This window comes from Streptomyces sp. A012304, from assembly GCF_026008495.1.
Taxonomy (GTDB): Bacteria; Actinomycetota; Actinomycetes; order Streptomycetales; family Streptomycetaceae; genus Streptomyces.
The window spans coordinates 1-14,560 of sequence record NZ_BQUN01000103.1; the positions used below are offsets into that span (position 1 = coordinate 1).

The 14,560-nt window shown below is 73.4% G+C and carries 12 protein-coding genes, 1 tRNA gene and 1 other RNA gene; 9 read left to right on the forward strand and 5 right to left on the reverse strand.

What is annotated here, in order from left to right; translation table 11 throughout:
- Positions 1–1,598, reverse strand: a 1,598-nt coding sequence (locus tag ALMP_RS25705; RefSeq protein ID WP_264932242.1) for a DNA polymerase III subunit gamma and tau, incomplete at its 3' end; no start/stop codon positions are given.
- Between the two features lie 116 nt (positions 1,599–1,714).
- An RNA gene (gene ffs, locus ALMP_RS25710) (signal recognition particle sRNA small type) lies at positions 1,715–1,813 on the reverse strand.
- A gap of 72 nt (positions 1,814–1,885) precedes the next feature.
- Here ffs and ALMP_RS25715 point away from each other — a divergent pair.
- The 7 genes from ALMP_RS25715 (at position 1,886) to ALMP_RS25750 (ending at position 9,394) form a co-directional block, all read left to right on the forward strand.
- A tRNA-Ser gene (locus ALMP_RS25715) sits at positions 1,886–1,973 on the forward strand.
- Positions 1,974–2,526: 553 nt separating this feature from the next.
- Positions 2,527–3,948, forward strand: a complete 1,422-nt coding sequence (locus tag ALMP_RS25725; protein ID WP_264932244.1) for an ATP-binding protein — start codon at positions 2,527–2,529, stop codon at positions 3,946–3,948.
- A gap of 241 nt (positions 3,949–4,189) precedes the next feature.
- Positions 4,190–4,834, forward strand: a complete 645-nt coding sequence (locus tag ALMP_RS25730; RefSeq protein ID WP_264932246.1) for a Crp/Fnr family transcriptional regulator — start codon at positions 4,190–4,192, stop codon at positions 4,832–4,834.
- A 144-nt stretch (positions 4,835–4,978) separates the two neighbouring features.
- The gene (locus ALMP_RS25735) at positions 4,979–5,869 is read left to right on the forward strand and encodes a hypothetical protein (protein ID WP_264932248.1); all 891 of its coding nucleotides are present in this window, start codon (positions 4,979–4,981) and stop codon (positions 5,867–5,869) included.
- Positions 5,866–7,914 (forward strand): hypothetical protein, encoded by a 2,049-nt coding sequence (locus ALMP_RS25740; RefSeq protein WP_264932250.1) that lies wholly within the window; start codon positions 5,866–5,868, stop codon positions 7,912–7,914. The genes ALMP_RS25735 and ALMP_RS25740 overlap by 4 nt, the downstream gene beginning before the upstream one ends.
- Positions 7,911–8,819, forward strand: a complete 909-nt coding sequence (locus ALMP_RS25745) for a hypothetical protein (RefSeq protein WP_264932252.1) — start codon at positions 7,911–7,913, stop codon at positions 8,817–8,819. Before ALMP_RS25740 ends, ALMP_RS25745 begins: the two co-directional genes overlap by 4 nt.
- Entirely contained in the window at positions 8,816–9,394 is a 579-nt protein-coding gene (locus tag ALMP_RS25750) for a Pycsar system effector family protein (protein ID WP_264932255.1), read from the forward strand. The genes ALMP_RS25745 and ALMP_RS25750 overlap by 4 nt, the downstream gene beginning before the upstream one ends.
- A 51-nt stretch (positions 9,395–9,445) precedes the next feature.
- On the opposite strand, the gene ALMP_RS25755 is transcribed toward ALMP_RS25750, so the two are convergent.
- From ALMP_RS25755 to ALMP_RS25765, 3 genes are all read right to left on the reverse strand, one after another.
- Positions 9,446–11,293 (reverse strand): copper resistance CopC/CopD family protein, encoded by a 1,848-nt coding sequence (locus tag ALMP_RS25755; protein WP_264932889.1) that lies wholly within the window; start codon positions 11,291–11,293, stop codon positions 9,446–9,448.
- A 162-nt stretch (positions 11,294–11,455) separates the two neighbouring features.
- On the reverse strand, positions 11,456–12,229 hold the full coding sequence (locus ALMP_RS25760; protein ID WP_264932891.1) for an SDR family NAD(P)-dependent oxidoreductase: 774 nt from the start codon (positions 12,227–12,229) through the stop codon (positions 11,456–11,458).
- The gene (locus tag ALMP_RS25765) at positions 12,217–12,708 is read right to left on the reverse strand and encodes a cupin domain-containing protein (protein ID WP_264932258.1); all 492 of its coding nucleotides are present in this window, start codon (positions 12,706–12,708) and stop codon (positions 12,217–12,219) included. The genes ALMP_RS25760 and ALMP_RS25765 overlap by 13 nt, the downstream gene beginning before the upstream one ends.
- A gap of 320 nt (positions 12,709–13,028) precedes the next feature.
- Between ALMP_RS25765 and ALMP_RS25770 the strand changes: the two genes are divergently transcribed.
- Together ALMP_RS25770 and ALMP_RS25775 are read left to right on the forward strand one after the other, a co-directional pair.
- A complete protein-coding gene (locus ALMP_RS25770) occupies positions 13,029–13,751 on the forward strand; it encodes a siderophore-interacting protein (RefSeq protein ID WP_264932260.1) in 723 nt (240 codons plus the stop codon).
- Between the two features lie 24 nt (positions 13,752–13,775).
- Positions 13,776–14,369, forward strand: coding sequence for an HhH-GPD-type base excision DNA repair protein (locus ALMP_RS25775; protein WP_264932262.1), 594 nt, complete (start codon positions 13,776–13,778; stop codon positions 14,367–14,369).
- Positions 14,370–14,560 lie beyond the last annotated feature (191 nt).

Here is a 14,560-nt window from a genome sequence, read left to right on the forward strand (position 1 = left end):
GGGGGTGGGGCGGAAGCGGGCGCGGGGGTGGGGGCGTGGGCAGGGACGGGTGCTGCGGCCTGGGGGCGTGCGCCGCCGCCCGCGGGTGCGGCCGTGGGCCAGCCGCCGGGCCGGCGTCCGCTGCCGGCGGCGGTGGGGGTGGGCCAGGCGCCGGGGGCGGGGCTGCTGTGCTCAGCGGGCGTGGGAGGAGGTGCGACGGCGGGAGCCGGGGACGGAGCCGGGGCCTGAGCCGGGCTCGGAGCCTGGGCCGGAGCAGGGGACGGGGCCGGGGTGGGAGCCGGGGCCGTACCGGGTCCGCCCCGTACGGCGGCTCGGGCCGCGGCCGGGCCGCCGCCGGGCGGAACAGCCGCCTGTGGCGCGGCGGGGGCGCCTCCGTGCGCCTCGGGCCCGGGGACGTACCCCATCGCGGGCATCCCGGCGGCGGCGCCCGCGGAGAAGTTCACGCCGCGCTCGATGCGGTCCAGGCGGGCCATCACGGACCGCTCGTCGCCATAGGCGGCGGGCAGCAGCACGCGCGCGCAGATCAGCTCCAGCTGGAGGCGGGGCGAGGTGGCGCCGCGCATCTCGGTGAGGCCCTCGTTGACCAGGTCGGCGGCGCGGCTGAGCTCGGCCGCGCCGAAGACGCCGGCCTGGGCCTGCATCCGCTCGATGACGTCGACGGGGGCGTCGATGAGGCCCTTCTCGGCCGCGTCCGGGACGGCGGCGAGGATGACGAGGTCCCGCAGCCGCTCCAGCAGGTCGGCCACGAACCGCCGGGGGTCGTTGCCCCCCTCGATCACCCGGTCCACGACCTCGAAGGCGGCGGCGCCGTCACCGGTCGCGAAGGCCTCCACGACCGAGTCGAGCAGTGAGCCGTCCGTGTAGCCGAGGAGGGATGTCGCCATGGCGTATGTCACACCCGCGTCCGTGGCGCCGGCGAGCAGCTGGTCCATGACGGACATGGAGTCACGCACGGAGCCGGCGCCGGCGCGTACGACGAGCGGCAGGACGCCGTCCTCGACGGGGATGGCCTCCTTCTGGCACACCTCACCGAGGTAGTCCCGCAGGGTCCCCGGCGGCACGAGCCGGAACGGATAGTGATGGGTCCGCGACCGGATGGTCCCGATGACCTTCTCCGGCTCGGTCGTCGCGAAGATGAACTTCAGATGCTCCGGCGGCTCCTCGACGACCTTCAGCAGCGCGTTGAAACCGGCCGACGTGACCATGTGGGCCTCGTCGATGATGTAGATCTTGTAGCGGCTGCGGGCCGGCCCGAAGAAGGCCTTTTCCCGCAGGTCACGGGCGTCGTCCACACCGCCGTGCGAAGCGGCGTCGATCTCGATGACGTCGATGGAACCGGGCCCGTTCCGCGCGAGGTCGCGGCACGACTCGCACTCACCGCACGGCGTCGGTGTGGGCCCCTTCTCGCAGTTCAGGCACCGCGCCAGGATGCGCGCGCTGGTCGTCTTGCCACAGCCTCGCGGCCCGCTGAACAGGTACGCGTGATTGACCCGGTTGTTCCGCAGCGCCTGCTGCAGCGGGTCGGTGACATGCTCCTGCCCGATGACCTCGGCGAACGACTCCGGGCGATAGCGGCGGTACAGCGCGAGAGACGACACGCATACGAGGTTATAGGCGCCCACTGACAACCGGACCCGCCCAAGCCCACCCCGGCGGGCACACCGACGGACACATCAGGGGGATCTCCGGAGGCGCTCCCGGATGCCTCGGGGGTAACGCAAGCGCCCCCCACGCACCCGCCAGAGCCGACCTACCCTTGCTGCCTTCCGGCCCTGGGGGAGTTCAGTCAGATAGCGCCGCGTGAGGGGCTGCGCCCAGGTTACCCGATCCGAGCGGCGGCGAACGAGTTCGCGAGCACTCCCCTCGGTCATGTAATGTTTCCGGCGGAGGATTCGCCTAGAGGCCTAGGGCGCACGCTTGGAAAGCGTGTTGGGGGCAACCCCTCACGAGTTCGAATCTCGTATCCTCCGCCAGTGCCTCACCGGGCACGATGTCGAAGGGCCCCACCGTTCGCGGTGGGGCCCTTCGACTTGTCCGTCTCAGTTTCCGTCTCAGTTGGATTTTTCTTCGGTGCCGAGTGGCTCGCCGGTTCCGGGTGGGACCCAGAGGGCGTCTCCGACTTGCTGGGCGACTTTCCGGAGCATGGTCCCGGTCACATGCATGTACCGGGCGCGCATCCGAGCCGTTCCCCGGGCCCAACCCATGATCGAGTCGATCACGACGTCCGGGACGCCGAGGATCAGGAGCACGGTCGCGGCGGTGTGGCGAGCGTCATGGAGACGGCCGTCCTGGATGGCCCGTGCCAACATCAGGTAGACAGCCGCTGATCCTGCCGGGCTGGCCTGCACCTGGCTCAGGACGCAGTACCGCCGCAATCCGTGTGCGCCCCCAGACCCGAAGACGCCGTGCGCAGTCGATCAGCCGATCCACATGAACGATGCCCGAGCGAGAGAAGGACGAATGGTATCGATGGAGATAGTATCGCTGTCGATACTATCTCCGGCGGGGGCTGAATCGGGAGGCTGAATGCGTCGCTTCATCGGGCGGGACCGGGAGCTGCGCGTGCTCGGCGACGCTCTGCGGGCGGTTCAGGATGGCGTCGGGTCGGCGAAGCCGGGGCAGTGCGTCCTCATACGGGGGAGACGGCGGGTGGGCAAGTCCAGCCTCGTCGAGGAGTTCCTCCGGCGGACCGGGACGCCGTACCTCTTTTTCACCGCGGCGGGCGGCACGGCGGAGGACGAGTTGTCGGAGCTGCTCGACACCGTCGCCAGGTCCACTCTGCCGGGGCGGAGACTGTTCGCGGAGGAGACCCCCGCTCAGTGGAACGCAGCATTCAGGCTCCTTGCGGAGATCCTGCCCGACGACACCCCCAGCGTCGTCGTCATCGACGAGGTTCCGTATCTCATGGACCGCATCGACGCCTTCGAGGGCATGCTTCAGCGGGCATGGGACCGGCTGCTCAGCCGCAAGCCCGTGCTCCTTCTCCTGGTCGGATCCGATCTGTCGATGATGGAGGCGCTGAACAGCTACGACCGCCCCTTCCACCAGCGGGGCCGGGAAATGATCGTGGGACCGCTGAACCCTGCCGACATCGGCGAGATGCTCGGCCTGTCGCCGGCCGCCGCGTTCGACGCCGCTCTGATCACGGGGGGTCTCCCCCTGATCTGCGCCGAGTGGCGGGCCGGAGCGGATGTCTGGGAGTTTCTCCGCGACTCGCTGGACAACCCGATCTCGGCGCTGCTCGTCTCCGCCGAGCGCTCTCTGGCCGCGGAGTTCCCACCGCAGGCGATGAGCAGGGAGGTCCTGCGGGCCATCGGATCCGGGGAGCGAACCTTCACCAACATCGCGCGCGCGGCCGGCGGCATCGCCCACACCACTCTCACCCGAGCCACTGACGTCCTGACCGAGAAGCGGGTCGTGGCCGCCGAGCTGCCGCTGTCACTGCGGCCGTCGAAGGAACGCCGCTACCGCGTGGCCGACCCCTACCTGCGGTTCTGGCTCGCGTTTCTGGATCCGCACATGGCGGAGATCGAGCGGATGCGGGGAGATCTCACCCTGAGCCGGATCAAGGAGCAGTGGACGAGCTGGCGTGGCCGCGCGATCGAGCCCCTGGTCCGGGAATCCCTCGCCCGCCTCCTGCCGGACGGGCTCCTGCCCGCGGCCCCGGCGATCGGCGCGTACTGGACCCGCGGCAACGACGTCGAAATCGACTTGGTGGGCGCCGACCGACAGCCGGTGGCCAAGCAGTTGCTCTTTCTCGGCTCGGTCAAGTGGCTGGAGAAGGCCGCGTTCGACAGCCATGACCTGGCCGCGCTGCAGAAGCACCGGGCAGCGATCACCGACGAGCCGGTACCGCTCGTGGCCGTCTCCCGCAGTGGGGTCGGCTGTTCCGGCCTCCAGGCGGTGTACGGCCCCGAGGAACTGCTCAACGCCTGGCGCAGGGCATGAGCGTGAACTGAACCCCTGGTTGCGGTTCTGGTTCCAGGCGGTGCTCCGCCCGTTCTCCCTTCGCCGCGCGCCTGATGTCGATGGACCGGGTGTCGATGGACCTGGTGTGAGCGGGTGTTGGTGGCTCCGCATGCCGACCCGGGCGGCGGTTGTTCTCGGACAAGGTGTCGTGGTGCGACATGGGTGTGGGTGGCGTGGCGTAGGAGTCAGGGGATGGTTGGGCGGACGTGGAGGGTGACGGGTGCTGTCGGACGAGGTGTGGCGGGAGCTGCGGGAGCAGGGGACGGTCCGGACGTTCCGGGAACGCGGTGTGATGCTGAGGCAGGGGTCCGCGGGGACCTACCTGCTCGCTCTCACCGGTGGTCTCGCCAAGGTCGTGCGGCGCGAGCCGGACGGGGTCGTGACCTGGCTGGCCTTTCGAGGGCCGGGCGATCTGCTGGGGGAGGTGTCCGTGTTCAACGGGACGCCGCGTTCGGCGGAGGTGGTCGCTCTCACTCCGTGCACGGCTGTCGTGCTGGAGGCGGAGCGGTTCCGGCGGTTCGTCGAACAGCGGGGGCTCGTCATGGAGTTGATGCGTCAGGCCCTGTCCCGGCTCCAGGAGTCCGACACGCACCGCGCCGAGCTGCTGACCCTGCCGCTGGTCGTGCGGCTGGCGCGGGCGCTGCTGCGGCTGGCCGAGCTGGACGCGTCCGGTGAGCGGAAGGAGGTCGTGCGGCTGACCGGCCTGAGCCAGGAGGAGATCGCCCAGGCCACGGGGGTGACCCGTAACGCGGTGATCGCCGGGCTGCGCCGGCTCCGGCAGTCCGGGGCGATCGAGACGGCCCGCAGGGTCGTCGTCATCAAGGACATGGGGGCGCTTCGGGACTGGGCCACGGCCGCGCCCTGAGTCCCACGTCGCGCGCTGTGACCTGGGACACCCTCGAAGTGCCCTGCGCTGTGCGGTGCGGCGGACGGACACGGCGGAATCTCGAAGAAGCCGGTCACCGGCTTCCGAAGGTTCCACCAGCCCCCGCCCGTGAGGAGAGCGCCCATGTCCGCGCCCGTTCCCGTGCCGCACGTCGAGAGCCGACCGCTGCCGCCCTACCGCGCCCTGTTCGCCGTCGACGCCAAGGACTTCACCGGGCTCCCCGCCGTGCAGCACGCCGCGGTGAGCCAGTTGATCCCCGAGCTCGTCGACCAGGCGCTGGAGCGGGCCGGGCTGCGCCAGCTGCGGGACGCCAAGCGGTTTCCGGCCAACACCGGGGACGGCGTGGTGTTCGGTTTCGACCCCGCGTTGCTGCCCTTCGTCCTGTGGCCGTTCCTGGGGGTACTGGACGATCTGCTCGGCGCGTACAACCGGCAGTCCGTGGGGCCCCGCATCCGGCTGCGGGCCAGCGTCCACGTCGGACCGCTGCCGGACTCCGGCCGTCCCGGTGACGGCAACGGCACCGCCCGCAACGACACCCACCGGCTGCTGGACTCCCGTCCGGTCAAGGCGATCCTGGCCGCGGCGAGCGAGGAGGTCACCCATCTGGCCGCGGTCGTCTCGCAGCGCGTCTACGAGGACGTCGTGCTCGGCGGGTACACCGGGCTGCACCCCGACCGCTGTGTGGAGGTGCCGGCCACCGTGGACGGGAAGGACTTCGCGCAGCGGGCCTGGCTGTACGTTCCGTCGCCGTCCGGGAACCTCGTCCAGGCCGGTGTGCGGCCCCGGGAGGAGTCCCCGGCCCAGGAGCCGGAGGCGGTCCCGCGGCCCGGCGGCGGCCACCAGGGCAACACGCAGCACGTCGGGGAGGGCGCCGCCGTGATGGGGAACGTCGGGCGGGACATCACCTTCGGCGGTACGACCACGTACCACGGCACCAACCAGCACTGGGGCGGCGGCGACAACGTGTCGGGGGACAAGCGGGTCGGCGGAGCCGGTGACGGGGGCCACCGGTGAGCGACCACCCGGACGACCCGCACACCGGCGGGCGGGCGGCGCCGGAGCACTCCTTCCGGGACAACCGGCAGCGGCTGGACCAGGGCCTGGCGGTCATGGGCGGGATCGGCGGCGACGCCAACGTGTTCATCGGCGCCCCGCTCGACGAGACCGTCACCGACCGTGTCGTCAAGCCCCGCCTTCGCGAGGGCCCCTACCCGGCCGACGACGTCCAGGCCCGTCTGCGGGGATTCGTCGAACCGCCGGCCTACGCGCGGTGCCGGAAGGTCCTGGACGGCCATGTCCTGGTGCTGCGGGCCGGCGGCGGCACCGGCGCGAGCACCACGGCGTTCGCCCTGCTGGCCGAGCGGCACGGCGCCGACGGCGTCACGGGCCTGGACTCACCCGACGACCTCGCACGCTGGCGCCCCACGGAGCGGCGGGGCTATCTCCTCCAAGGGCTGTCACCGACGGCCGCCGCCTCGCTCGGCGAGGTCGTGCTCACCGCGCTGGCCCAGTTGCTGCGCCGTTCGGGCGCCCATCTGGTCGTCACGGTCCGGACGGAGACGGCGCTTCCCGGCGGTACGACGCCCTGGCAGGTCGTCCACGACCCGCCCTCGTCGGCCGAGGTGGCCGCGAAGCGCCTGCGTCTCATGATCACGGCGGGTGACCTCACCCCGGAGCAGGGCGCCTCGGCGCTGCGGCACCTCGCCGCACCCGACTTCGCCGGCTACCTGCGCGCCCACCCGTTGCCGGGAGACGGAGTCGAGGTCGCGGAGGAGCTGCGGGACCTCGTCGTGTCGGGGAAGCCCGCCGCGTCCGTCCTCGCCGCCCTGCACACCGGCAGCCCGGCGGCGGCCCGCAGGGCGCTGGCGGAGGCGGGCCACGAGGCCGACCGTGTCGCCCTGATGGCGGCGATCGCACTGCTCTCCGATCAGGACCGCACGGTGATCGAGGAGTTCTGCGCGCTGCTGCGCCCCCGCATCGAGGAGCGCGGCCGCACGCCGGTCATGGCCGGGACATCGGACCGCACCTCGGCAACGGAGGCGCCGGCGCGCCGCGACGTGCTCGGGCCGGCCTTCGAGGAACGGCTGGAGGCCGTCGGCGCCCGCCTGCTGCCGCCCCGCCAGGACGCGGCGCAGCGCTACCCCGTCCAGCCGGTCGTCTTCACCAGCAGACACCGTTCGGACGCCCTGCTGCGCTGCCTCTGGCTGGACTACGAGGGCATGGCGAACCTCCTGTTGACGGCCCTGTACGAGGCTCCCCACCACTCGGGCGTCGAGCTGGCGGCGGGCCGGGCGATCGGGAAGGTGCTGGTCCACGCGACCGGCCCGGGCACCCTGCGCCAACTGCACCTGTTCGCCGCGTCGGAGCGGCGCCGGGACCGCCGTCTGGTGGCCTACGCGCTCGGCGAGATGGTCCAGCACCCGCCGCTCACCGGCGCGGTGCGGGCCCAGTTGCAGCGCTGGAGCCGTGCCTCCCTGGTGCCGCTGCGCTGCACGGTGGCCGAGACCTGCGCGGGCAGCTACGGTCTGGCCCGGCCCGCCGCCGCGCTGAACCTCCTGGACTCCGTGCTCGACGGGCCGGGCGGGGACCTGGAGGCCTCCCTGACCAGCGCGGTGTCCCTCGCGCTCAGCACCCTCCTCTCCGAGGACGCGCATCACCCGCTCGTCCTCGACCGGCTGCTGCGGTGGCAGACGGCCGGTCCGGGCACCCGGCGCCATGCCCTGGCCGTGCACGCCATCGAGTCGATGAGCCTGGCGACCTTCCCCCGCCCGCACGCGCCGGGGGTGCGGCGGGTGCGGCTCGCCGACCTCCTCCACGACCATCCCGGGCCGGCCCTGGACCTCGTGGTCGCGGCCCTGGACGACCCCGCCCTCCACGAGGCGACGGCGGCGGGCCTCGCGCTGGTCGAGGACGACCCGGACCCGCGGCACCGGGCCGCCTTCGGGTCCTTCCTCGGCGCGCTCGCCGCCACGGCCCGCGGCCACCGCGGTGTCCTGCGCTTCTTCCTCCACCGTCACCGCGCCCGTGGCGCCTTCCCCGGAGAGGGGTCCACCCCATGACCGACCCGCTGATCACGCCGCTGACGTCCTCGCCCCTGTGGCAGCTGCTGCGTCTGCGTCTGGCTCCCCCGGCGGACCGGGCCCTGGTGTTCCTCTCGCACGACGGAGCCGACGCCATGGTGCCGCCGCGCGAGGGCGACTACTGGGGCTATCCACGGCCGACGGCGCGCGCGGTGCGTCAGGGGGAGTTCTTCGACATCGTGTGGGTCTCGCTGGCGCGGCGGCAGACCCCGGTCGACATTCCGCTGCGCACCGGGAAGTCCCCCGCGCGCTACCGGGTCGCCTGGAAGGTCAAGAACCCGGTGGAAGCGGCACGGCACGGGATCAGCGAGGAACAGGCCCGGCAGCTGGTGGTCGAACACATCGGCGCGAACGCCGCCCTGCCCGGCGCCGCCGACCCGTTGCGCAGGCCGCCGGTGCCCTTCGCCACCGCCGAGGTCGAACCTCCCGGCCGGCCACGGGTGATCGACGGTGTCGGGCTGACGTACTGGTTCCTGGACCCGCCGGCCGGGCTCCTGCCCACCACCGGCGCCGACGCCGGGCCGACCCTTCCGGCGGGCTTCGGCGAACCCCACCGTGAGGCGTACCGCTTCTACCGGGAGGTCGTCGCGGGCGGGCCCGTCGGCCTGGCGGCCCTGTGGCTGCTGAACCATCCGGACCAGGCGAGGGACGTCCTGGACTGGACGGTGACCCACCGCGACCTGCTCTCCCAGCAGGACGACTGGGAGCGCGCCCTGGCGGCGACCCTCCAGTCGCTGACACCGGCGGACCGCGGCTACGTCGGTGTCAGCCTGGCGCACATCCTCAGCGAGGTGGGAGTCCCGCAGGGCGAGGAGGTCCTCCGGCGGATGGATCACCTCGACCCGCCGGAGAACGGGACGGACCCGTACGGGGACCACCGGTGAACCCCCGTCCGCTCTCCGGCCCCCGTCCGCTCTTCGGCCCTCGTCCGCTCTTCGGCCCTCGTCCGCTCTTCGGCCGCCGTCCGCCGGGTGGTGCCGAGCCGGAGGACGTGGTGACGCTGGCGCGGGAACTGATCGCCCAGAACCACGCCGAGATCGGCCGGGCGGACGGCAAGGCCGCCGTCCTGCTCGGCACCGGGGCGTCACTGCTCGGGCTGCTCCTGGTCCGCCGCCCGCCCGGCGCCTGGTGGCCGCATCCGCTGTGGACGACGGCGACGCTCACCACGACGGTGGCGCTGCTGTTCCTGCTGGCGGCGCTGCTGCCCCGCCGCGGGCAGCGGGCGAAGCAGAGCTCACGCGTCATGGCGTACTACGACGACGTGGTCCGGGCGGAGCGGCGTGCCGAACTGCCGTCGGGGCTGGTGCGCAGCAGCTGCGACCCGCAGGCCCGTCTGCTGCGCGCGCTGACCGGGACCAGCCGCATCGCCCGCGCCAAGAACAGGTGTGTGCAGGCCGCGGTCCTCCTGCTGCTGCCCGCCGTGGCGGCCGTGAGCGCGGGGCTGCTGTCCGGCCGGTAGGAGCCGGGCAGCCCGCGTCCGGGCCGTGCGCCCTGGCGCTGTCGCGTCCGGTCAGCGTTCGATCCGCACTGGCTGGCGCTCGCTCACCTGGTCGATCTCCGAGACCCGCACGGTCGCCTTCATCTCCCAGGTGCCGGGGATGGGGAGGTTGACGGTGCCGGCCCAGTAGCCGCCTCGGTCGGTGAGTTCGACGGCGAGGGGGCCGATGTCCTGGGCGGGGAGGGAGAAGGACAGGCGCAGCTCGGGGATGCTGACGAAGCCGCCGTCGAGGCCGTAGACGACCGCTTGGACCGTGTTGTCGCCGACGCGGCCCGGGTCGAGGGTGACCTGGACCTTGCCGGCCGCGCCGGGGGTGTCTGGGGTGCTGAGGTCGAAGGGGATGTAGGTCACCGAGGCGACGGGGATGCCGGTGGACTGTTCGGTGTCGGCCGCCTCGGCCACCGCGCGGCCGGGCAGGGTGCTCGTCAGCACGGTGGTGAGCATCAGCACCACGACGGAGACGACGACCTCCACCAGGACGGAGCGGCGCAGGGCGCGGCGGTGGGCGTCCTCGGTGAGAGGGAGGGGTGGGGTGGTGGCCGTGGGGGCGTCGGAGGTGGGCGAGGGCTCCGGGGCGGGGGCGGGGGCCGGGCCGCCCACCGGCTGGGGGACGCGGGACGTCACCGTCGCCCGCTGTTCCGCTTCCGCGTTCACCGTCTCGTCCGCCTCCTGGTCCGTCTTCGTCGTCGTGGATGCGTGGGCTCTCACCAGGGCGACCGTGAACTGCCGGGAGAACGCGCCCGCCAGCAGCAGGAAGAGCACCGCCGCCAGCTTGGCGAGCAGGGTGCGGCCGTACGTGGTGGTCGTGAGGGCGTCCAGGGAGCCGAGACCGCGCCAGGACTGGTAGACGCCGGTGAGCGCGAGGACCGTCACCGAGGCGGTGGCCAGGCGGGAGAAGCGGGCGGCCACGGCGGCGGGGAGGGCGTCCCGGCGCAGCAGGACGAGCAGGGACGCGAGTCCGCCCAGCCAGGACGCCATGGCCAGCAGGTGCAGGACCGAGGAGGTGATCGCGGCCGGGACCTGGATGCCGGCCGACGCGTGTTCGGCGGCGGCCCAGGTCAGGGCCAGGCCGACGGCGATCGCGGTGCCGCCCCCGACGGTCGCGCGGGAGGGGCGTTCGTCGTCCCGGCGGCGCGTCAGCAGCAGGAGGACGGCGGCCGCCGCGCAGAGGGCCAGGCGGGCCAGCAGGGCGATGCCGGGGCGGCTGGTGAGGGTGCGGCCGAGGGCGGAGAGGTCGAAGGCCTGGGCCGGGCCCGTACCCGCTTCGTAGGGGGCGCGCAGCAGGAGCAGCAGGAGCGTGGAGGTGGTGAGGAGCCACCAGCCGGTCAGGATCAGCCGGCGCAGCGGGCGGGGGTCCGGGGGGCGGCAGACGGCCACGAAGAGCGCCGCGCCGATGAGCAGAGCCGCCGCGCCGTACGCGAGATAGCGGCCGATCTTGTACAGGGCGGCGGTGGCCGGGTCCTCGGTGGAGGCCGTGGTCAGGACGGCCGTCGTCGGGGAGGGCTTGCCGATGGAGAAGGTGAAGGCGCCGGAGACCGGGTGGCTGTCCGCCGAGACGACGCGCCAGGCCACGGTGAAGGTGCCCGTGCCGAGCTTCTTCGGCAGGGTGACCCGGGCGGTGTCCCCCCGGCCTTCGGCGTGGCGTGCGGGGCCGGTCTCGAGGCGCTCGTTGTCGGGGCTCAGGATGCGGAAGGAGTCGTCGAGCAGGCCGACGGACTCGGTGAAGGTCAGGGTGATGGCGCCGGGAGCGGTCTTGACGACGGATCCGTCGGCGGGGTCGCTGGAGCGGAGGGCGGAGTGGGCCGACGCCTGGCCCGCGCCTGGGAGGAGGAGCAGGACCAGCACGGTGCCCAGCAGCACCAGCCCTTGAAGTCGGCGGGTTCGCCCCGCCGTGCCGTCCCGCTCACCGCTACGCCGTCCGCCATAGGACCCTTCGGACCCTTCGCTCACGTCACCGCTCCGTACCTCGGACTCGTGTGCTCACGGATACGTACGGACGGTGGGCCCGTCCTGCTCACCCGCTCACCATGTCGGGCGTGCGGTGGCGCCGCCGTCCACCACCAGGTCGTGGCCGGTGATCCAGGAGGCGAGCGGTGAGGCGAGGAAGACACAGGCGTCGCCGACGTCCTCCGGGCGGCCCAGCCGGCCGACGGCGACCGCCTGCCGCCACCGCCGTACGCCCTCGGGCCAGGCCTCGGCCAGGCCGTCGCGTTCGATCAGGCCGGGGGAGACGGTGTTGACGCGGATGCCGTGGGGGCCGTACTCCTGCGCCGCGGCGCGGGCGTGTGCCACGACGGCCGCCTTGGAGACGGAGTAGTGGGCGTGGCCGGGCGCGGGCAGGGCGGCCTCCACCGAGGCGATGTGGGTCACCGTGCCGCCGCCGGCCTGGCCCCGCATCACCGCCGCGGCGGCCTGGGTGCAGGCGAAGACGCTGGTCAGGTTGGTGTCCAACACCGTCTGCCAGTCGGCGGCCGTCATCGTCTCCAGGGGCTGTACGGGCTGCACTCCCGCGGTGTTGACCAGGGCCGTCAGCCGGCCTCCGCCCCACTCGGCGGCCTCCCGCACGAGCCGCGCGCACTCCTCGGGCCGGGTCAGGTCGGCCCGCAGCACGACCGCCCGGCCGCCGGCCCCGGCGACACGGCGGGCGAGGTCGCGCGCCGCCTCGGCCCCCGTGCGGCAGTGCAGCGCCACCGCCGCGCCCTCCTCGGCGAACCGCAGCGCGATGCCGCCGCCCAGTCCGCCGCTCGCGCCCGTGATCAGGGCCACCTGGCCCGCCAGCAGCGTCACGGGCGGCAGAGTTCCGCGATCAGCTCGGCCCGGTCCGGGTGGCGTGCCGTGAGGTCGGCGGCGTCGCCGTGTTCGTAGTCCTGGTAGGTGAAGCCGGGGGCCATGGTGCAGCCGAAGAAGGTCCAGGCGCCGCCCTCGATCACCCGCGCGCCCATCCAGGTGCGCGCGGGGACGGTGAGCTGGGGCTGCTGGCCGCCGAGCACGTCCGGGCCGAGCACGGCCGTGCGGGAGGTGCCGTCGGGGGCGAGCAGCAGCAGCTCCAGGGGGTCGCCGAGGTAGTGGTGCCAGATCTCGTCGGTGGGCAGGCGGTGCAGGGCCGAGTAGTCGTCCGCGGTGACCAGGACGACGATCGCGGAGCCGGCGGGCCGGCCGTCCGGCCCCTCGGGCCCGGCCCAGGTGCGCCGGAACAGGCCGCCCTCGCGGGGGATCGGCTCCAGCCCGTAGTGGGCGACGAGGTCTTCGGGGGTCACCGGGCCGTGGGAGGTCATCCCGGGAAGGCTACCGGGGCCCTGGACCGGAGCGCCGGAGGACGGGGCGGGCGACCCGGCCGGAGGCTTGTCGGGTCCCCGCCGGGAGCCCGGAAGGCAGGCCGCCCCGGTGTGCCCCGGGCGGGCGGCTCGCCGCCTGCGGTCCGGCCGGCCGGAGGCGTCGGCCCGGCCCAGGACGGGCGATGGCGGGGACGCCGGGCACGGCGAGGCCGACGACGTCGGACCTCGTTCTCGGTGGTCACCCTGCGACCCCGCTGCACTTTAGGTTAGCCTCACCTAACTACTCGGAGCAGTCGGCGTACGCGAGAGGTGAAGAGGACATGGCGCAGGGGCGGGGCTGGGAGGGCGCGGTCCTCAGGTTGATGCGGGCGAAGGATTTCACGCTCACCGTCACGGGCGCCGAGGACGTCACCCCGCGCTACCGCCGGGTGCACCTCACCGACGGCGGGCTGCTCGCCGCGACCGGCATCCACCCCACGATGTGGGTCCGGCTGTGGTTCGACAACGCGGGCAAGCCGCACCAGCGGGCCTACACCCTGGTCGACCCCGACCCGGCGGCCGGGACCTTCTCGCTGGAGTTCGCCCTGCACGAGGGGGCGGCCAGCGACTGGGCGCGGGCGGCGCGGCCCGGCGACACCATCGAGGCCACCGTCCAGGGCACCGGCTTCGAACGGCCGACGCCCGCCCCCTCCCACGTCCTCGCCGTCGGCGACCCCGCCTCACTGCCGGCGATCAACTCCCTCCTCGACGCCCTGGGCTCCGCCCCGGCCACCGTCTGGTTCGAGGGCGACGGGGACGCCCTGCCCTTCCGCGCCGACCCGGCCCGGCACGAGATACGGCGCGTGCCCCGGGAGGACGCGGGGGCCGGCCTGGTCGAACGGGTGAAAGCGGAGCTGCCCGAGCTGCTGCGGGCCACCCCCCACCCGTACGTCTGGATCGCCTGCGACACCCGTACGACGCGGACGCTGGCGACGTACGTGCGCAAGGAACTGGGCGCCCCCAAGGAGCGGACGCACGCGCTGGGGTACTGGCGGGCGGGCTGACCCCCCGGGCGGGATGATCGGGGCATGGACGTCACCCTTCACCTCGCCCAGGACCCCGAGGCCGACGAACTCCTCGGCCGCTCCCCGCTCGCCGCGCTGGTCGGGATGCTGCTCGACCAGCAAGTGCCCATGGAGTGGGCGTTCAAGGGCCCCCGGACGATCGCCGACCGGCTCGGCGCGGACGACCTGGACGCGCACGAGATCGCCGCGCGGGACCCGGAGGCCTTCGCCGCGCTGCTGTCGGAGAAGCCCGCCGTGCACCGCTACCCGGGCTCCATGGCCAAGCGCATCCAGCAGCTGTGCCAGTACCTCGTCGAGCACTACGACGGTGACGCTAGCGCCGTCTGGGAGGGCGTCGACACCGGCAAGGAGCTGCTGAAGCGGCTGGAGGAGCTGCCGGGCTTCGGCAAGCAGAAGGCGCAGATCTTCCTCGCGCTGCTCGGCAAGCAGCTCGGCGTCACCCCCACCGGGTGGCGCGAGGCGGCCGGGAGTTACGGCGAGGCGAAGTCCTTCCGGTCCGTCGCCGACATCACCGGCCCGGAGTCGCTGGCCAAGGTGCGGGCGCACAAGCAGGAGATGAAGGCGGCGGCCAAGGCGGCGAAGGCCGCCGAGAGGTAAGCCGCCAAGAGCCGAGGCCGCCGCCGAGAGCTTGCGATATGCGCCGAACGGGCGATTTATCCGGTCGGCGTGCTGAACATCCCGCGTGTCGTGGGGAGATCACCTCCCATGAGCACCGCAGGACGCCACCCGCGCAGCCGCACCTGGCTGCGGGTCCTCGTCCTGCTGCTCGCCGTGCTGCTGCCGGCCGC

What these genes read in the sequence shown, in the direction of transcription:
- ALMP_RS25725 (WP_264932244.1), top strand. Translation starts at nt 2,527, where the DNA reads ATGCGTCGCTTCATCGGGCGGGACCGGGAGCTGCGCGTGCTCGGCGAC.
- ALMP_RS25735 (WP_264932248.1), top strand. Translation starts at nt 4,979, where the DNA reads ATGTCCGCGCCCGTTCCCGTGCCGCACGTCGAGAGCCGACCGCTGCCG.
- ALMP_RS25745 (WP_264932252.1), top strand. Translation starts at nt 7,911, where the DNA reads ATGACCGACCCGCTGATCACGCCGCTGACGTCCTCGCCCCTGTGGCAG.
- ALMP_RS25765 (WP_264932258.1), bottom strand. Translation starts at nt 12,708, where the DNA reads ATGACCTCCCACGGCCCGGTGACCCCCGAAGACCTCGTCGCCCACTAC.
- ALMP_RS25770 (WP_264932260.1), top strand. Translation starts at nt 13,029, where the DNA reads ATGGCGCAGGGGCGGGGCTGGGAGGGCGCGGTCCTCAGGTTGATGCGG.
- ALMP_RS25775 (WP_264932262.1), top strand. Translation starts at nt 13,776, where the DNA reads ATGGACGTCACCCTTCACCTCGCCCAGGACCCCGAGGCCGACGAACTC.